Source organism: uncultured Frigoribacterium sp. (genome assembly GCF_963515265.1).
GTDB lineage: Bacteria > Actinomycetota > Actinomycetes > Actinomycetales > Microbacteriaceae > Frigoribacterium.
This window is the reverse complement of sequence record NZ_CAUPYL010000003.1, coordinates 22,730-41,103: the sequence shown is the minus strand read 5'-3', so window position 1 is coordinate 41,103 and position 18,374 is coordinate 22,730. Positions and strand designations below refer to the sequence as shown.

17 protein-coding genes are annotated in these 18,374 nt (G+C 69.2%); 9 read left to right on the top strand and 8 right to left on the bottom strand.

Annotated elements, in window-relative coordinates:
• Nucleotides 1–86 precede the first annotated feature (86 nt).
• The 6 genes from RWM17_RS00935 to RWM17_RS00910 all read left to right on the top strand — a co-directional run bounded on the left by RWM17_RS00935 (nucleotide 87) and on the right by RWM17_RS00910 (nucleotide 8,107).
• Nucleotides 87–2,354: a DUF6049 family protein gene (locus tag RWM17_RS00935; protein ID WP_314100668.1), complete on the top strand. Its 2,268-nt coding sequence runs from the start codon at nucleotides 87–89 to the stop codon at nucleotides 2,352–2,354.
• Nucleotides 2,351–4,024, top strand: a complete 1,674-nt coding sequence (gene murJ, locus RWM17_RS00930; protein ID WP_314100667.1) for a murein biosynthesis integral membrane protein MurJ — start codon at nucleotides 2,351–2,353, stop codon at nucleotides 4,022–4,024. Before RWM17_RS00935 ends, murJ begins: the two co-directional genes overlap by 4 nt.
• Nucleotides 4,025–4,245: 221 nt before the next feature.
• Nucleotides 4,246–5,253 carry a thioredoxin-disulfide reductase gene (gene trxB, locus RWM17_RS00925; RefSeq protein WP_314100666.1) on the top strand — a complete coding sequence of 336 codons (1,008 nt, stop codon included), beginning with the start codon at nucleotides 4,246–4,248 and terminating at the stop codon, nucleotides 5,251–5,253.
• A 71-nt stretch (nucleotides 5,254–5,324) separates the two neighbouring features.
• Nucleotides 5,325–5,651: a thioredoxin gene (trxA, locus tag RWM17_RS00920; protein ID WP_123547390.1), complete on the top strand. Its 327-nt coding sequence runs from the start codon at nucleotides 5,325–5,327 to the stop codon at nucleotides 5,649–5,651.
• 123 nt (nucleotides 5,652–5,774) lie between these two features.
• The gene (locus tag RWM17_RS00915; RefSeq protein WP_314100665.1) at nucleotides 5,775–7,082 is read left to right on the top strand and encodes a PLP-dependent aminotransferase family protein; all 1,308 of its coding nucleotides are present in this window, start codon (nucleotides 5,775–5,777) and stop codon (nucleotides 7,080–7,082) included.
• 65 nt (nucleotides 7,083–7,147) lie between these two features.
• Entirely contained in the window at nucleotides 7,148–8,107 is a 960-nt protein-coding gene (locus tag RWM17_RS00910; RefSeq protein ID WP_314100664.1) for a D-alanine--D-alanine ligase, read from the top strand.
• A gap of 412 nt (nucleotides 8,108–8,519) precedes the next feature.
• On the opposite strand, the gene RWM17_RS00905 is transcribed toward RWM17_RS00910, so the two are convergent.
• The 8 genes from RWM17_RS00905 to rpmH form a co-directional block, all read right to left on the bottom strand.
• Nucleotides 8,520–9,482 carry a ParB/RepB/Spo0J family partition protein gene (locus RWM17_RS00905; RefSeq protein WP_314100663.1) on the bottom strand — a complete coding sequence of 321 codons (963 nt, stop codon included), beginning with the start codon at nucleotides 9,480–9,482 and terminating at the stop codon, nucleotides 8,520–8,522.
• The gene (locus tag RWM17_RS00900; RefSeq protein WP_314100662.1) at nucleotides 9,482–10,384 is read right to left on the bottom strand and encodes a ParA family protein; all 903 of its coding nucleotides are present in this window, start codon (nucleotides 10,382–10,384) and stop codon (nucleotides 9,482–9,484) included. Before RWM17_RS00900 ends, RWM17_RS00905 begins: the two co-directional genes overlap by 1 nt.
• Nucleotides 10,385–10,893: 509 nt before the next feature.
• On the bottom strand, nucleotides 10,894–11,544 hold the full coding sequence (rsmG, locus tag RWM17_RS00895) for a 16S rRNA (guanine(527)-N(7))-methyltransferase RsmG (protein ID WP_314100661.1): 651 nt from the start codon (nucleotides 11,542–11,544) through the stop codon (nucleotides 10,894–10,896).
• A 7-nt stretch (nucleotides 11,545–11,551) separates the two neighbouring features.
• Nucleotides 11,552–12,151: a R3H domain-containing nucleic acid-binding protein gene (locus tag RWM17_RS00890; RefSeq protein WP_314100660.1), complete on the bottom strand. Its 600-nt coding sequence runs from the start codon at nucleotides 12,149–12,151 to the stop codon at nucleotides 11,552–11,554.
• Between the two features lie 91 nt (nucleotides 12,152–12,242).
• Nucleotides 12,243–13,205, bottom strand: a complete 963-nt coding sequence (gene yidC / locus RWM17_RS00885) for a membrane protein insertase YidC (protein ID WP_314100659.1) — start codon at nucleotides 13,203–13,205, stop codon at nucleotides 12,243–12,245.
• 10 nt (nucleotides 13,206–13,215) lie between these two features.
• Nucleotides 13,216–13,578 (bottom strand): membrane protein insertion efficiency factor YidD, encoded by a 363-nt coding sequence (yidD, locus tag RWM17_RS00880; protein WP_123547398.1) that lies wholly within the window; start codon nucleotides 13,576–13,578, stop codon nucleotides 13,216–13,218.
• Nucleotides 13,575–13,910 (bottom strand): ribonuclease P protein component, encoded by a 336-nt coding sequence (rnpA, locus tag RWM17_RS00875; RefSeq protein ID WP_123547399.1) that lies wholly within the window; start codon nucleotides 13,908–13,910, stop codon nucleotides 13,575–13,577. The genes yidD and rnpA overlap by 4 nt, the downstream gene beginning before the upstream one ends.
• A gap of 8 nt (nucleotides 13,911–13,918) precedes the next feature.
• Nucleotides 13,919–14,056 (bottom strand): 50S ribosomal protein L34, encoded by a 138-nt coding sequence (gene rpmH / locus RWM17_RS00870; protein WP_123356527.1) that lies wholly within the window; start codon nucleotides 14,054–14,056, stop codon nucleotides 13,919–13,921.
• Between the two features lie 307 nt (nucleotides 14,057–14,363).
• On the opposite strand from rpmH, the gene dnaA reads away from it, so the two are divergent.
• The 3 genes from dnaA to gnd all read left to right on the top strand — a co-directional run bounded on the left by dnaA (nucleotide 14,364) and on the right by gnd (nucleotide 18,359).
• Complete coding sequence (gene dnaA / locus RWM17_RS00865) at nucleotides 14,364–15,779, top strand: chromosomal replication initiator protein DnaA (protein WP_123547400.1); 1,416 nt, start codon at nucleotides 14,364–14,366, stop codon at nucleotides 15,777–15,779.
• Between the two features lie 490 nt (nucleotides 15,780–16,269).
• A complete protein-coding gene (gene dnaN / locus RWM17_RS00860; protein WP_314100658.1) occupies nucleotides 16,270–17,418 on the top strand; it encodes a DNA polymerase III subunit beta in 1,149 nt (382 codons plus the stop codon).
• A 56-nt stretch (nucleotides 17,419–17,474) separates the two neighbouring features.
• The gene (gnd, locus tag RWM17_RS00855; RefSeq protein ID WP_314100657.1) at nucleotides 17,475–18,359 is read left to right on the top strand and encodes a phosphogluconate dehydrogenase (NAD(+)-dependent, decarboxylating); all 885 of its coding nucleotides are present in this window, start codon (nucleotides 17,475–17,477) and stop codon (nucleotides 18,357–18,359) included.
• The last annotated feature ends 15 nt before the right edge of the window (nucleotides 18,360–18,374 follow it).

Here is an 18,374-nt window from a genome sequence, read left to right as displayed (position 1 = left end):
CTCGGGACCCTCACCGCGACCAGGGGGTCTCGATTGCCTAGACTCGGCATGCTCGTCGGCCGTCCCGCGCCGGCCGCACCCTGCCTATGAGACGACTCCACGCCCTGCTCGCCGCGCTGACGGCGGTGTTCGTCGTGGTCGTCGGGCTCGGCCTCGGGTCGTCGGGCGCGTCGCCCGCCCGCGCGGCCGCCGCCGCGTCGAGTGCCCCCGACGACGCCGTCACGCTCTCGTTGGCGCCCGCCGAGTCGGGCGTGCTCGTGCCGGACCGCGACCTCGTGCTCGACGTCGTCGTCACGAACGCGACCGAGGACGACCTGGCGGCCTCCGTCGCCCGCATCTACCTCGACCGGCAGGCCTTCGTCACCCGCGCGAAGCTCGCCGGCTGGCTCTCGCCCGCCTCGACGAGCGGGAGCGACTACCTCGGCACCTCCCTGACGCGGGTCGACGTGCCCGAGGTCCCGTCGGGGCAGTCGCGCACCGTCGGCTCCGTGACCGTGCCGGCCGCGACCGTCGCGCTCGGCGGCTACGGCTGGGGTGCGCGCGCCCTCGGCGCCCGGCTCGTCGACGCGGACGGCGCCCAGCTGGCCCAGGCGCGCAGCAGCGTCGCCTGGTTCCCGGCCGAGAGCTTCCAGGCGACGAAGCTCGCCGTCGCGGTGCCGATCACGACACCCGAGACCGAGAACGGCGTGCTCGACGCGAACGCCCTCGCGGCGTACACCTCGATCGACGGCACGCTCACACGCCAGCTGAGGGCGGTGCAGGGCACGCAGGCCGCCGTGGCCGTCGACCCGATGATCATCGCCTCCGTCCGGCTGCTGGGCACGTCGGCGCCGGCCTCGGCCCTCGACTGGCTCGACCAGCTGCAGCAGTCGGGCCTCGAGATGTTCCCGCTCGCGTACGCGGACGCCGACGTCACGGGCCTGAGCCAGGGAGGCGCGACGACGATCCCGACGCCCGTCTCGTTCGACTCCCTGATCGACCCGACGCTGTTCGCCGAGGCGACGCCGAGCGGCACGCCCGAGCCGTCGGCGAGCGGCACCTCCGAGCCGTCGGCCGTCGAGCCGCCCGCCGACGGCGGCGACGGCACCGACGGCAGCGGCACCGGTCAGACGGACGACCCCTCGGCCGCGCCGGCCCTGCCCACCACCGAGTCGCTGCTGAGCTGGCCCTGGTCGACCACCGGCGTCGCGTGGCCCGAGGCCGACACGGTCGTCGCCGCCGACCTCGACGTCCTGGCCGCGAGCGGGTACACCTCGACCATCGTGTCCAGCTCGAACGTCGAGGTCTCGACCGGGGCGACCGAGAACGCGGCGACGCAGCTCGGGGCCACCGCGGGGCTCGTCTCGGACGACACGCTCTCGACGCTGCTCTCGGACGCGGCCGGCGCCTCCGACGACGCAGCCTGGGCGACGGCGATGGCCGAGCTCTCCGCCAGCGTCGCCACCGTCGCCCGCGAGCGTCCGAGCGACGCCCGCACGCTCCTCGCCACGCTCGGGCGCGGCTGGTCGCCCGACAGCGCCTACCTGACGCGGACGCTCGCAGCGCTGCGCGACCTCCCGTGGTCGGCTGCCAGCACCCTGCAGGAGGCGGTGGCCAGCGTCCCGTCGACCGCCACCGTCCTCGACGAGCCCGAGGACGACGCGCGGGCCGCCCTGCTGCGCACGCTCGCGACGGCCGACCGCCGCGTCTCCGACTTCTCCACGGCCCTCGCCCAGCCCCAGGCCGTCACGGGCCCCGCGCGCCTCCGGACGCTCGCCCTCGCCTCGCACGCCTGGCGAGACAACCCCGACGGCCTCGCCGCCGAGGTCGCGGCGGCCGACGCCGAGTCCGTCGCCACGTCGGGCCTCGTCTCGATCGTGCAGGGCAGCGACCTCTCCATCCTCGGCGACCGCACCTCCCTGCCCCTCTACGTGCAGAACTCGACCTCGTCGGCAGCCACCGTCTACCTGATGGTGCAGCCCTCGAACTCGTTGCTGTCGGTCGAGCAGAACCGCATCGAGGTGACCGTCGCGTCCGACTCGCAGGCCCGTGTCCGCGTCCCGGTGCAGTCCGTCGCCAACGGGACCGTCGACGTGTCGCTCAGCCTCGTCAGCGCGGCCGGGGTCGCCATCTCGACGCCGTCCACCGTCTCCATCTCAGTGCAGGCCGGCTGGGAGACCGCGATCACCTGGGTGTTCGCCGTCGGGTTCCTGGTGCTGTTCGGCGGCGGGATCTACCGGACGTTCCGCAAGCGGCGGCTCGCTCGCGAGGAGGCCACGACACGGACCTCCGACGGAGGCGCCGGTGCCGTCGGCAGCGACACCACCGACACCGGTGTCCGACCTGACACCACCGAGACAGGTGTCAGCTCGTGAGCGCTCAGCAGGCGGGCCTCGGCCGCGCGAGCGTGCTGCTCGCCTCGGGCACGATGGTGTCCCGGGTGCTCGGCTTCGTCAAGACGGCCGTGCTGGCCGCGGCGATCGGCCAGTCGGCCAGCCGCGCCGCCGACTCGTTCGCCCTCGCGAACCAGCTGCCGAACAACATCTACGCGCTCATCGCAGGCGGTCTGCTGAGCGCGGTGCTCGTGCCGCAGATCGTGCGTGCCGCCACCCAGGACGACGACGGCGGCCAGCGCTTCATCAACAAGATCGTGACGCTCGGCACCATCGTCTTCGCTGCGGTCGGCCTGGTCGGCACGCTGCTCGCGCCCCTGCTCGTGCGGCTCTACGCCCAGCAGGCGGGGTCGACCGGTCAAGGTGGTTACACGTCTGACGCGATCGCCCTCGCCACGGCGTTCGCCTACTGGTGCCTGCCGCAGATCTTCTTCTACGCGATGTACTCGCTGCTCAGCGAGGTGCTCAACGCCCGCCAGGTCTTCGGGCCGTTCACCTGGGCCCCGGTCGTCAACAACGTCGTCGCCATCGCCGGCCTGGTCGTCTTCATGGTGCTCTTCGGCGGCTCGGCCGAGAACTCGGTCGTCGACGTCTGGACCCCCGGCCGCATCACCGTGCTCGCCGGCACGGCGAGCCTCGGCGTCCTGGCGCAGGCGGGCTTCCTGCTGCTCTTCTGGCGACGGGCGGGGCTGTCGTTCCGTCCCGACTTCCGCTGGCGCGGCGTCGGCCTCGGGGCGACCGGCAAGGCCGCCGGCTGGCTCTTCGGCATGGTCCTCGTGACCCAGCTCGCCGGTCTCGTGCAGAGCCGCGTCGCCTCCGAGGGCAGCGGCACCGGCGCCTCGAACGCCGTGCTCGCCAACTCGTGGCTGCTCTTCATGCTGCCCCACGGCATCGTCGCCGTCTCGATCGCGACCGCCTACTTCACGCGCATGAGCGGGCACGCCTCCCGCGGCGACCTGCGCGCGGTGCGCACCGACCTCTCGCAGTCGCTCCGCACCATCGGCATGTTCATGGTCTTCGCGGCGGTCGCCATGTGCGTCGTCGCCTACCCGTTCGCGAGCTTCTTCGAGAGCACCTTCACCGGGGCGAGCCAGATGGCGCAGGTCATCCTCGGCTTCATGCCCGGGCTCGTGCTCTTCAGCGTCCTGTTCGTCGTGCAGCGCGTCTTCTTCGCCCTGCACGACCAGCGCACGCCGTTCTTCATGCAGATCGTCCAGTCGGGCATCTTCGTCGTCGGCACGCTGGTCTCGTCGGCGGTCGTGCCGGACGAGCTCATCGCCGTGGCCATCGCGATCACGACCTCGGTCGCCGGCTCGGCCCAGACGATCGTCGCCCTCGTGCTCGTGAAGCGCAGGCTGGGCGGCATCGACGGTCGCTGGGTGCTGCGCCGCTACCTGCAGTTCGCCTTCTTCTCCCTGGTCGCCGGGGCCGTCGGGCTCGTCGTCGTGACCGGGCTGGGCGGTTTCACCCCCGACGGCTTCGCGCACTCGGGCCGCATCGCCGGCATCCTCACCGTCGTCGTCGCCGGGCTCGTCATGGCCGCCGTGTACCTCGGGCTCCTGGCACTGATCCGCCTGCCCGAGCTGACCGACCTGACCGCCCCGGTGGTCCGCCGGGTGCGCCCGCTGGCCGCGCGCCTCCTTCGTCGCTGACGCGGTCGGTAACGCGGTTGCCGAGCCGGTGGCTGACCCGGTCGGCTCCGCAGCCGCCGAGCGGCTCGCCGGGCGGTCGCTGGGCGCCGTCTGCGAGCCCCGGGCCGACGGAATGCGCCGACCCTAGGATGTGTTGCACCAGACGGTCGAGCGAGGGCGAGACGGGCAGACGGCCCGCAGTCCCTCTCCCGTCATCCACGAACGTCACTGAGGAAGGTGCCATGCGCCAGATCATCATCATCGGCTCCGGACCCGCCGGCTACACGGCGGGCATCTACGCGGCGCGCGCCGGTCTCGAGCCGCTGATCGTGGCGAGCTCGGTCGAGGCGGGCGGCGAGCTCATGAAGACCACCGAGGTCGAGAACTTCCCCGGGTTCCCCGACGGCATCCAGGGTCCCGAGCTCATGTTCAAGCTCCAGGAGCAGGCCGAGAAGTTCGGCGCCGAGGTGCTGCTCGACGACGTCACCAGCGTCGACCTGACGGGCGACGTCAAGAAGGTCACGCTCGGCAGCGGCACCGTCGAGGAGGCCCTGACCGTGATCTTCGCGACCGGCAGCGCGTACCGCAAGCTCGGCCTGCCCGACGAAGAACGACTGAGCGGCCGCGGCGTCAGCTGGTGCGCCACCTGCGACGGCTTCTTCTTCAAGCAGAAGGAGATCGCGGTCGTGGGAGGCGGCGACTCGGCCATGGAGGAGGCGACGTTCCTGACGCGCTTCGCCTCGAAGGTCTACGTCATCCACCGCTCCGAGACGCTGCGCGCCTCGAAGATCATGCAGGACCGCGCGCAGGGCAACGACAAGATCGAGTTCCTGTTCAACAAGCAGGTCACGGCGATCCTCGGCGACGAGAAGGCCACGGGCGTGCAGCTGACCGACACGGTCGACGGCACCACGAGCGACCTCGACCTCGACGGGCTCTTCATCGCCATCGGCAACGACCCCCGCGTGCACCTGGTCCACGGCCAGGTCGACCTCACCACGGGCGGCACCATCGCCGTCGAGGGCCGCAGCTCGAAGACCAACCTCCGCGGCGTCTTCGCGGCGGGCGACGTCGTCGACGACACCTACCGCCAGGCGGCCACCGCGGCCGGCTCCGGGGTCGTCGCCGCACTCGACGCCGAGCACTTCCTCGCCAGCCTCGACCAGACCTTCCTGGCCGAGCACACCGAGGGCGCCGCCGAGGGCATCGACACCGCCGAGTCGGTCGCCCCGGAGCCCGTCTCCGCCTGACCTGCGACCGCAGGTCGGCGACGTCGGCCCGCACGCACGAACACACGAACCCCCTGACGAAAGGAACCACCATGAGCAGCGCCAAGGCAGTCACCGACGCCTCCTTCGAGGCCGACGTCCTCAAGTCCGACAAGACGATCCTGGTCGACTTCTGGGCCGAGTGGTGCGGCCCGTGCCGCGCGGTCTCGCCGATCCTCGACCAGATCGCGGCCGAGAACGCCGACAAGATCGAGATCGTCAAGCTCAACGTCGACGACAACCCGCAGACCGCCATGCAGTACCAGATCACGTCGATCCCGGCGATGAAGGTCTACAAGGGCGGCCAGGTCGTCAAGACCGTCATCGGCGCCAAGCCCAAGCCGGCCCTCGAGGCCGACCTGGCGGAGTTCCTCGCGTAGGTCGACCTCCCGTCGACGCACCGCCCGAGAGCCCGCCCAGCACCCGCTGGGCGGGCTCTCGCCGTCTCCGGGCCGCTCCGGGCATATCCTGAACCGCACCACCTCTGACCGACAGGGACGCACATGACCGACAAGGGCACCAACCTCGACCCGTGGTACGACTCCTACGCCGACCGCACGGCCGGCCTGAGCGCCTCCGAGGTCCGAGCCCTCTTCGCCGTCGCCAGCCGACCCGAGGTCGTCTCCCTGGCCGGCGGCATGCCCTTCGTCTCCGCCCTGCCGCGCGAGCTCGTGACGGGGGCGATCGACCGGGTGATGTCGCAGAACGGCGGGGCCATGGCCCTGCAGTACGGCTCCGGGCAGGGCACGCCGGCCATCCGCGAGCACATCATGCAGATCATGGCGATGGAGGGCATCCGGGGCAGCGCCGACGACGTCGTCGTGACCACCGGCTCCCAGCAGGCCCTCGACCTGGTGACCCGGCTGTTCGTCAACCCGGGCGACGTCGTGCTGGCCGAGTCGCCCAGCTACGTGGGCGCCCTGGGCGTCTTCAAGGCCTACCAGGCCGACGTCTCGCACGTCGCGACCGACGCCGAGGGCCTCGTGCCGGAGGCGCTGCGAGAGACGATCGCGCGGGTCAGGTCCGAGGGCCGCACGATCAAGTTCCTCTACACGATCCCCAACTTCCACAACCCGGCCGGCGTGACCCTGACCTGGGCCCGCCGGCTCGAGATCCTCGAGATCTGTCGCGACGCCGGGATCCTCGTCCTCGAGGACAACCCGTACGGCCTCCTGTACTTCGACCAGCCGGCCCCCCGGGCGATGCGCTCGGTCGACGACGAGGGCGTCATCTACCTCGGCTCGTTCTCCAAGACGCTCGCTCCCGGCTTCCGCGTCGGCTGGGCCCTCGCCCCGCACGCCATCCGCGAGAAGCTCATCCTCGCCAACGAGTCCGCGACGCTCTCGCCCAACTCGTTCGGCCAGTTCGTCATCACCGAGTACCTCGACCAGGCCGACTGGCGCGGTCAGATCGAGTCGTTCCGCGGCCTCTACCGCGAGCGTCGGGACGCCATGATCTCAGCGCTGGGGGAGTACCTCCCGTCACTCAGCTGGACCGTGCCCGACGGCGGCTTCTTCGTCTGGGTCACCCTGCCCGACGAGCTCGACTCGAAGGCGATGCTGCCCCGTGCCGTGAAGGAGCTGGTCGCGTACACACCCGGCACGGCGTTCTTCGCCGACGGCGGCGGGCGCCAGAACATCCGTCTGTCGTTCTGCTACCCGACGCCCGAGTCGATCCGGACCGGAATCGCCCGGCTCGCGACCGTCGTCAACGGCGAGCTCGACCTGCTCGCGACGTTCTCCGGCGCCCGGCTCGGCTCGCCCCTGACGATGCGCACCGGCGTGTCGACACCGCCGCCGAACACCAACTGATCAGCACTTAACCCGAAATGCCGCCACGGGACGATCGCGTGGCAGACTCACGAGAGAGAGCCCCGATGACTCAGAGCGCCGTCAAGAAGGTCACCGTGCTGGCCGGGGGCATCTCCCACGAACGGGACGTCTCGCTGAGGTCGGGGAGGCGCGTGGTCGACAGCCTGGTCGCCAACGGCATCGAGGTCGACCTGCGCGATCCCGATGCATCTCTGCTCGAGCACCTCACCACCACTCGACCCGACGTCGTCTGGCCGGCGCTGCACGGTGCCAGCGGCGAGGACGGCGCCCTGCGCGGCTTGCTCGAGGCGCTGGACATCCCCTTCGTCGGCAGCAGCTCGGCGGCGGCTCGGCTCGCCTGGGACAAGCCCACGGCCAAGGAGCTCGCCCATCGCGCGGGGGTCCGGACGCCCCGCGGCATCACGCTCTCGCACGACGCCTTCCGCGAGCTCGGCGCAGCGGGCGTGCTCGCCGCCATCTCGGAGGAGCACCCCGTCCCGGTCGTCGTGAAGCCGGCGCGGGGAGGCTCGGCCCAGGGCGTGACCGTCGTCGAATCCGCTGATCAGCTGCCCCGCGCGATGGTGGACGCCTACACGTACTGCGACGACGTGATCGTCGAGCAGAAGATCACCGGCACCGAGATCGCGGTAGGCGTCATCGACACGGGCGACGGCCCGTCCGCCCTGCCGGCCGTCGAGATCGTCCCCCGCAACGGTGTCTACGGCTTCGAGGCCCGGTACAACGCCGGCGAGACCACGTTCTTCACGCCGGCCCGCCTCGACGACCGAGCGCAGGAGGCGGCGGCCCAGACCGCGGTTACCGTCCACCGGGCGCTCGGCCTCCGCCACCTCTCCCGGGTCGACCTGATCGTCGACGCCGCGGGCACCCCGTGGTTCCTCGAGGTGAACGTGCTGCCCGGCCTGACCGAGACCTCCCTGGTCCCCATGGCACTCGACGCCGCCGGCTTCGAGCTCGGCCTGGTCTACGCCGCTCTCGCCGAGAAGGCAGTCCTCGACCACGCGTGACACCGTTTCACGTGGAACTCCCGCTTTCTCCAAGAAGAAGGCGGGCGTTTCACGTGGAACATGCGAATCCGACCGGCCTAAGAGATCAAGGACTGCCATCCTGCCTACCCTGATGGCGCCGCAACCGCTCCCTGCGAGGGGCATGCTGACAATCGGTCGAGGGATCGTGCACTACTAGAAGCCTGCCTACCTCGCCCCTACGACATGGCGACCGCACGCACACGGGGCGAGGCTGGGTTACGGCTGCCCATACCGCAAGCCTCCCTCCTGACACGAAGGACCCGTTTCACGTGGAACGGGCGGGAATGAGCCGAACTGGACGTCGAGCACAGCGAAACGCCCGCCTCCTCGGACGAGAAGACGGGCGTTTCACGTGGAACAGACCATGACCCGGTCAGCCAGAGCACCAGACCTACTGGGAGAAGGGATCCTGCCCCAGGGCAGCAAGGATCCGGTTGAGGTCCTGCATCGATGCGAAGTCGATGGCGATCGAGCCCTTCCTGGCACCCATCTTGACCTTCACCTTGGTCTCGAGCCGATCCCCGAGGTTCTCCGCGACTTCGTCGAGATGAGCCTGATGGCGGCCCACCGCAGCCCGAGTGGTACGGGGCTTGAGGCTCGTACCTGCGGCTGCGGCCTCAGCGGCACGCACCGACAGGTCCTCGTTGACGATCTTGTCCGCGAGACGCTCCATCAAGAGTGAATCACCGGTGGACAAGATCGCCCGGGCGTGGCCCGCCGAGAGCACACCGGAAGCGACGCGTCGCTGCACGCTCGCAGGGAGCCGGAGCAGGCGGAGGGTGTTCGAGATCTGTGGCCGGCTGCGGCCGATGCGGCTCGACAGTTCCTCCTGCGTGATGCCGAAATCTGCGAGGAGTTGCTGATAGGCCGAGGCTTCTTCGAGCGGGTTCAGCTCCGCCCGGTGCAGGTTCTCGAGCAAGGCGTCGCGGAGCATCGACTCGTCGGCGGTCTCCTTGACGATCGCGGGGATCGTAGCCAGGCCCAGCTGCTTCGTGGCCCGCAGCCGTCTCTCACCCATGACGAGCTCGTACTGCGGGGCGGCGGCGGCACCCTTCGCAGACGCGTCACGGGGGAGGGGCCGCACCACGATGGGCTGGAGGACACCCACCTCCCGGATGCTGGTGACCAGCTCCGCCAGCTCCTCCTCGCGGAACTCCGCACGGGGCTGCTGCCCATTGGGGACGACATCGAGCGGGTTGATGTTGGCGAGCCGTGCCCCCGGCACCGCCACCAGCTCGTCTGCCGTCTGCTGTCCTGTCGGGAAGAAGACGTCGACGGGCCTGTCCTGGCCTTCTTCTGCCACGGGGATGAGGGCGCCGATGCCGCGCCCGAGGCCCGTTCTCTTGGTTGCCACTACTGGGGTGCTCCTCGTCGTGCTAGTTCTGCTGCGGCCTCGAGGTACGAGATCGAGCCGGGTGAGTTCGTGTCGTAGCTGATGACCGTCTGTCCGTACCCGGGCGCCTCGCTGATGCGGACGGATCGGGGGATGAGAGTGTCGAGTGCCTCGGCCGGGAAGTGCTCGCGCACGTCTGCGACGACCTGTCTCGCCAGGTTCGTGCGCCCGTCGTACATGGTCAACAGGATGCTCGACACCTGCAGCGTCGGGTTGAGGTGCTTCTCGATCAACTGGATGTTGCGGAGCAGCTGGCTGAGCCCCTCGAGGGCGTAGTACTCGCACTGGATCGGTATCAGCACCTCTCCGGCCGCGACGAAGGCGTTGATGGTGAGCAGGCCGAGCGACGGCGGGCAGTCGATGAACACGTAGTCGAACCGCTCGCCTGCCGCCTCCGTGGCCGACAGGTAAGCGTCGAGTTGGGTACGGAGCCTCTGCTCGCGAGCCACGAGCGACACGAGCTCGATCTCCGCACCCGCCAGGTGGATGGTCGCCGGCACGCAGTACAGGTCGGGGAACTCGGGACTCTGCTGCACGACGTCCGAGATGTCGCCCTCGTTGACGATCACGTCGTAGACACTGGGCGTGTCCGCACGGTGCTCCACTCCTAGTGCGGTCGAGGCGTTCCCCTGCGGGTCGAGGTCGATCACGAGGACGCGAGCGCCGCTCCGGGCGAGGGCGGCGGCCAGGTTGACCGTCGTCGTCGTCTTGCCCACCCCGCCCTTCTGGTTCGAGACGGTCAAGATGCGGGTCTTGGTCGGCGCGGGGAGCGGGTCCCTCGACAGTGCCTCGCGCCTGCGGCGGAGATCAGCGAGCTCGCGCGCCAGGGGAGTGCTGTCGTCGTACTCCGTGGATGAACTCACCGGGGGATCTCCGCATCGCTGTGTTTCACGTGAAACGGCCTCGCGCGTGGTCACGATCGACGATGATCATCACTGCTGAGCCGAGCCTCCACTCTATCTCGCCGGGTCGTGCAGACAGGCATCGGAGCCCTTCCCATCGTGTTCGCGTTTCACGTGAAACGAGAGGCGAGTGACGGCGCGGGATGCGCAGGACGAGCGCCAGGCATGTTTGTGCACAGGCTCGCCAACATGTGCATAACTGTGTCGCAGGCACGTCGAGCAAGTCGCCGGCGGCGCGTCACGGCCCCACGAGGAAGCATCCCGGACGAGCTGTCGCGCTCGGGACCTGAGAACGCCAAGATCAGCGACATCTCAGTGCGCTCCAGCAAATACCCTGATCAACGGTCACATACAACTCGATCGACGGCTAGGCCGATCTCGGACGCTGAACGGCGACGTGCCAGACGGTGGATCACCCGCGGCGCTCAGATCGCTTCCTGTGGAGCCGACCGGCGCCTCCTCGGCGCTCGTCAGTCGAGCGTGGCCCGGAACACCCGGGTCGTCTCCGCGGGGTCGACGACCCCGACGCCGAGCTCGAGCACCTCGACGTCCACCAGGTGCGTCCTGGCGATGACCTTGCGTGCCGCTTCGACCTCCTGGTCGACACGAACGCCCTTCATCAGGATCAGCTCGCCGCCGGTCCGCACGAGTCGAGCCGTCAACGGGATCAGCTTGGACAACGCCGACACGGCGCGCGCGGTCGCCTGGTCGAGCCACGTGTCGAGCTCGACGTCCTCCGCGCGGGCACGGACCACCTCGACGTTGGTCAGGCCGAGGCGCTCGGCCTCGGCGGAGAGCCAGTCCGTCCGTCGCTCCATCGGCTCGATGAGCAAGAGCGTCGTGTCCGGGCGCGCGGCTGCCAGCACCAGGCCGGGCAGGCCGGCGCCGGAGCCGATGTCGCCCACCCGCGCACCCGGTCGGAGGAGCGGAGCCACCAGCCCCGAGTTGACCACGTGACGTGTCCAGAGGCGGGGGAGCTCGAGGGGCCCGATCAACCCGAGCTCCTCGCCGTGCTGTGCGAGGTCGGCGGTGAACTGTCGGACGACCTCGAGGCGGTCGCCGAAGATCTCCCGCGCGACGGCGGGCTCGGCCTCCAGGAGGCCCGCCTGGTCGGTGCTCACGATCGGGTCAGCCGCGCTTGATGACGGTGTGACGGTCGCGGCCTTCGCCCTCGGACTCCGAGACGAAGCCGCGGGCGGCGACGATGTCGTGCACCAGCTTGCGCTCGTACGACGACATGGGCGGCAGGGACGCCGCCTCGGCGCCCTCCTCGAGACGCTCGACGGCCCGGTCGACCATGGCCCCGAGCTCGGCCTCGCGGGTCTGGCGCGATCCGCCGATGTCGAGGATGAGACGCGAGAACTCGCCCGTCTTGGTCTGCACCGCGATGCGGGTCAGCTCCTGGAGGGCCGTGACCGTGTCGGGCTTCGACAGTGCCCGCAGGGACCCCTCGCCGGAGGCGTCGACCGAGATGTACGACCGGCCGCCGCGGACCTCGATGTCGATGTCGCCGTCGAAGTCGCAGATGTCGAGGAGCTCCTCGATGTAGTCGGCGGCGATCTCGCCCTCGTCGATGACGGACGCGGCGTCGGCCCCGTCGACCGAGTCGGCAGCGCCGGAGGTGCGCTGCCGGTCGTCGGTGACCGTCGCCTCCTCGGCTGCCGCCGCGGTGCCCACGGGGAGGTCGGCGCCGGTGGTGTCGATGTCGGCAGTGTCGTTGTCGGTCATGCTCGTCGCCTCTTCCGGGTAGATCGGTCACACGTCGCCGGCATCGGCTGCCGGACGTGCTCCCCCCGCACGAGGCCGGGGGAGCACGGCGCTACTTCTTGGCGCCGTTCTGCTTCTTGGCGCGGTTCTTGCCGACCGGCTGCACGCGCTGCGTCGCCTTCGGCACGGCGGGGGCGGACTCGATCTCGGTGACGGTGATGTCACCGAGCCCGAGGCCCTTGCGCTGGGCCTTCTTCGCGAGACGTTCCTCGCGGGCCAGGGCCGCCTCGCTGCCCGGGGTGGGCATGTTCCGGATGACGATGAACTGCTGCGCCATCGTCCAGATGTTCGAGGTCAGCCAGTAGAACATGACACCGAGGGGGAACGAGAGGCCCGAGAAGACGAACACGAGGGGGAGGAAGTAGAGCAGCATCCGCTGCTGCTTGAACATCGGGCTCGCCTTGGTCTCGGGCGACATGTTCTTCGAGACGATCTGCAGCTGCGTGATGAACTGCGACGCGGTCATGACGACGACCATGATGCCGGCCATCAGCCGGACCTCCCAGGTCGTGGCGCCGAGGAAGGTCTCCTTGAGAGGGGCGCCGAAGAGCGACGACTCGCCGAACGAGGTGGAGAGCGCCTGGCTGAGGAGGCCGATGCCGACCTTGTCCTGCTGGGCGTTGTGCAGCACCGTGTAGAGGCTGAAGAAGATCGGCATCTGGATCAGGAGCGGCAGGCAGGAACTGAGCGGGTTCGTGCCCGTGTCCTTGTAGAGCGCCATGGTCTCGCGCGACATCGCCTCGCGGCTGAACTGGTCGCGCTTGCCCTTGTACTTGTCCTGGATCTTCTTGAGCCGGGGCGCGATCTCCATCATGCGTCGCTGGCTCTTGATCTGGCGGACGAAGATCGGGATGAGGGCAGCTCGGACGACGAGCACGAGGCCGACGATCGACAGGACCCAGGTGCTGCCGGCGGCCGTGTCCATGCCGAGCGCGGTGAGCACGTTGTGGAAGCCCACGAGGATCGCCTCGACGACCCACCTGAGGGGCCAGAGGATGGTTCCGATGAAGTCCATGGTGTTCGGGTCAGCCCTTTCCGTGGCTCTGGACGATGAGACGGGGCACGCCGCTCGGGGCGGGCGCGACCACGTCGGATCGAGGGACCACGAAGCCGAAGGCCGTGGTGGTGTACTTCTGTCGCCGGGGCGGGGTCACGTCGTCGATGCCGCCGGCAGCCCAGGGGTTGCAGCGTCCGATCCGCCACGCGCCCATCGCCGAGCCCCGCACGACGCCGTGCTGCTGGATGGCCTCGAGCGCGTACCGCGAGCAGGACGGGTGGTACCGGCAGACCTCGCCGTAGAGGGGAGAGACGACGGCCCGGTAGGCGCGGAGCAGCACGACGCACACGTTGCGCGGCAGCAACGTCACGAACTGCACCGCTTGCTTCACTGTCCCACGACCTTGTCGACGACCCCCGAGATGTCCCTGAGCAGGGTAGACCACGGAACGTCGAGGCTGCCTGGCAGTGCCCGGACGACAACGTCGGTGCCCGGGGGCACCCCCGGGAGGATGTCGTGGCAGACGTGCTTGAGCCGACGACGGACGGTGTTGCGCGCCACGGCGTTGCCGACCGTCTTGGCCACGATGAAGCCGAACCGGACCAGGTCGTCGTCTCGACGACGCACGTAGACGACCGAGTGCGCCGTGCCCGACTTGCGGCCACGGCGCACTGTGTTGCGGTAGTCGTCTGCGCGGACGATCCGGTTGGCCCGGGCCAACACGGAGGCTGCTACGCGGAGAGCTCGGTGCGGCCCTTGCCGCGGCGGTGCGCCAGGATGGCGCGGCCGGCACGGGTGCGCATGCGGGCACGGAAACCGTGCTTCTTGGCGCGGCGGCGGTTGTTCGGCTGGAACGTTCTCTTGCTCATGGTGTTCTCTCCAGGGGGATGCGGACCTGGCCTGGTGCCGTGATCCGAGAAGTCTTCGTCAGCCGAGTCGGCTGGGATTCAACTGATTAAAAGTACGCGGCTTCTGTCCTGTGGTCAAACGACAGCCCTCCCCGGAGTTCTCCACACTGTTGACAACCTCGGTTGCGGAGGGTGCGGCCCGACGAACTAAAGTGGGCACCTCCCGCTCCGCATCCGCGTAGTTCTGGGGAAGTAGCAGTGTTCCTGGCTCTGACGTCGCTCGTCGGCCAGTGGAGAAACCTGTGCATAAGTAGGTAGGAAGAGCCCCGTGGCGAACACCGTCGATCCGGTCCAGGACCTCTGGCGATCCGTGCTCGCGACCCTGACGACCGACGATCGCATCACTCCTCAGCTGCACGGCTTCATCAGCCTGGTCGAGCCCAAGGGCGTGCTGGGCGGCACCCTCTACCTCGAGGTGCCCAACGACCTGACCCGCGGCATGCTCGAGCAGCGCATCCGCACCCCGCTGCTCGAGTCCATCGCCGCGCTCGGCGACACCTCGGTCGCGAGCTTCGCCATCACCGTCAACCCCGACATCACGCCCGACACCCTCACCCAGCAGCCCGAGGAGTCGGAGCCGGCCCACTACATCGAGGCCCCGTTCGTGCCGGCCCCGGTCGAGTCGCCGTCGACCGGCAAGCGCAACGACTCGCGGCTGAACCCCAAGTACAGCTTCGACAACTTCGTCATCGGCGCCTCGAACCGGTTCGCCCACGCCGCGGCGGTGGCCGTCGCCGAGGCGCCGGCCAAGGCGTACAACCCCCTCTTCATCTACGGCTCGTCCGGGCTGGGCAAGACGCACCTCCTCCACGCCATCGGCCACTACGCCGAGACGATGTACCCGGGCATCCGGGTCCGCTACGTGAGCAGCGAGGAGTTCACGAACGACTTCATCAACTCGATCGCCAACAACCGGTCGAACCTGTTCCAGCAGCGATACCGCGAGATCGACATCCTCCTGATCGACGACATCCAGTTCCTGCAGGGCAAGGACTCGACCCAGGAGGCCTTCTTCCACACCTTCAACACCCTGCACGACCACGACAAGCAGCTCGTGATCACGAGCGACCTGCCGCCCAAGCACCTGACGGGCTTCGAGGACCGCATGCGCTCGCGCTTCGAGTGGGGCCTGATCACCGACGTGCAGGCGCCCGACCTCGAGACCCGCATCGCGATCCTCCGCAAGAAGGCGCAGAGCGAGAAGCTGCAGGTCCGCGACGAGGTGCTCGAGTTCATCGCCACGAAGGTGTCGAGCAACATCCGCGAGCTCGAGGGCACGCTCATCCGGGTGACGGCGTTCGCCAGCCTGAACCGCACCGCGGTCGACATGGCGCTCGTGCAGACCGTCCTGAAGGACCTGATCACCCTCGACGAGGACAACATCGTCGCGCCGGTCGACATCATCAACCACACCGCCGACTACTTCAAGCTCTCGGTCGACGACCTCTACGGGTCGTCCCGCTCGCAGGCGATCGCCACGGCTCGACAGATCGCGATGTACCTCTGCCGCGAGCTCACCAGCCTGTCCCTCCCCAAGATCGGCCAGCTCTTCGGCAACCGCGACCACACCACGGTCATGTACGCGAACAAGAAGATCAGCGAGCTCATGAAGGAACGCCGCTCGATCTACAACCAGGTGACCGAGCTGACGAGCCGCATCAAGCAGGACACCCGCTACAAGTAGGCGAGTCGAGGCGCTGTGCCTGCGCCTCCTCGCCGCGTGCCCCGGACGGGCGTCGACCTCGGGTCGGCGCCCGTTCGTGCGTCCACGAGCCCGCAGGAGGCGGCCTGCAGCACCTGAGGACAGCCATCGATCCCACAGTGTGGATAACTTGTGGAAAGACGTGGACAACTACAGCTCAGGTGTTCACGGATCGCTCGGGCCTGTGGGAACCGCCCTCGGCGGACGGGCAGGACGTCGACCGATCACCCCGTCGAGTCCACACTCCGTGCACAAGTCACAATCGTGTAGTTCCCTCTGGCCTCGGGGTTTTAAACAGGTTATCCACACTGTGCACAACGGTTAAGACTGTTAATCCTGATTACAAGAAATTGTTGGAGAGACAACCTTGTGGACAGCCGGCGGCGGTCCTCGGGGCAGGGACCGCCCGCCTCCTCGCTGTGGCAGTATTGGCGGGCCATCCACGAGCGAGAAGTCGAACAGGGGTCCCCGCGTGAAGTTCCAGGTCAACCGCGACGTCTTCAGCGATGCCGTCTCCTTCGCCGTGAAGCTCCTCCCGCAGCGGACGACGCTGCCGATCCTCAGCGGCGTGCTGATCGAGGCGGACGTCGACGGCCTCACGCTCTCGTCCTTCGACTACGAGGTCTCGGCCCAGACGAGCATCGCGGCCGAGGTCGACGAGCCCGGCACGATCCTCGTCTCGGGGCGGCTCCTCGCCGACATCGCGAACCGCCTGCCCAACGCACCCGTGACGTTCTCGACCGACGAGAACCGCATCGCCGTGAGCTGCGGCTCCGCCAACTTCTCGCTGCTGAGCATGCCCGTCGAGGAGTACCCGACGCTGCCCACGGTCGGGGAGCGCTCGGGCGTCGTCCCCGGGGACGCCTTCTCGCTGGCCATCTCCCAGGTCGCCGTCGCCGCCTCCCGCGACGACGTGACGCCGGTCATCACGGGCGTGCAGCTCGAGGTCACCGAGAACGCGCTGTCGCTCGTGGCAACCGACCGCTACCGGGTGGCCGTCCGGGGGATCGAGTTCGACCCCGGCACCGCCGCGAGCACCGAGACGACCACGGCGCTCGTCCCGGCCCGCACCCTGCAGGAGGTCGGCAAGACCTTCGGCAGCGCCAGCACCGTCTCCGTGTCGATCACCGGCAGCGACGACCGCGAGCTGATCGCGTTCCAGGCCGGCGACAAGACCGTGACGTCGTTGCTGATCAAGGGCAACTTCCCCCCGGTCAAGCGGCTCTTCCCCGAGACCGTCGAGAACTTCGCGGTGATCAACACCGCCGAGCTCGTCGAGTCCATCCGCCGTGTCTCGCTCGTGCTCGAGCGCGAGGCGGCCCTCAGGTTCACGTTCACGATCGACGGCCTCACCCTCGAGGCGGTCGGCAGCGAACAAGCGCAGGCATCAGAGTCGATCGACGCGTTGTTGACGGGAGAGGACACGGTGGTCTCGTTGAAGCCCCAGTTCCTCCTCGACGGCCTCGGAGCCGTCCACTCCGAGTTCGTGCGGATCTCCTTCACGAAGACGGAGAACCCGAACAAGCCCGGTCCTGTGCTGATCACCAGTCAGTCCTCCAAGGACCAGGCGGGCGCTGACAGCTACCGCTACCTGCTGCAGCCCAACCTCCTCCTGCGCTGACAGCGCGACACGACGGAGGCGCCACGATCGACGCCTCCACAGAACGAAGGATCCTCATGCACATCGGCCTCGTCGGTCTCGGCAAAATGGGCAACAACATGCGCGCTCGCCTGCGCAACGCAGGCATCGAGGTGACCGGCTACGACGCCAACCCGGCGGTCTCCGACGTCGCCGACCTGGGCGCCCTCGCCCAGGCGCTCCCGTCGCCTCGTCTCGTCTGGGTGATGGTCCCCCACGGCCAGATCACCGACGCCGTCATCAAGGACCTCGGCGAGGTCCTCGAGCCGGGCGACCTCGTCATCGACGGCGGCAACTCGAAGTGGCTCGACGACGAGGTCCACGCGACCCTCCTCGACGCCAAGGGCATCCGCTACATGGACGCCGGCGTCTCCGGCGGCGTGTGGGGCCTCGAGAACGGCTACGGCCTGATGGTCGGCGGCGACACCGCCGACGTCGAGCGCGCGATGCCGGTCTTCGACGCGCTCCGCCCCGAGGGCCCTCGCGAGGAGGGCTTCAGCCACGCCGGCCCCGTCGGCGCGGGCCACTACGCGAAGATGGTCCACAACGGCATCGAGTACGCGATCATGCAGGCCTACGGCGAGGGCTACGAGCTCCTCGAGGCCAAGGGCCTCGTCGAGGACGTCCCCGCGGTGTTCAAGGCATGGCAGCGCGGCACGGTCGTCCGTTCCTGGCTGCTCGAGCTCATGGTCCTCGCGCTCGACGCGGACCCCAAGCTCGACGCGCTCTCGGGCTACGTCGAGGACAGCGGCGAGGGTCGCTGGACGCTCGAGGAGGGCATCGCCCACGCCGTGCCGATGCCGGCCCTGAGCGCGTCGATCTTCGCGCGCTTCGTGTCGCGCCAGGGCGAGGGCTCGCCCACCATGAAGGCCGTCGCCGCCCTGCGCAACCAGTTCGGCGGCCACGCGGTCAAGAAGGCCTAGTCGCCTCCGGCCCGC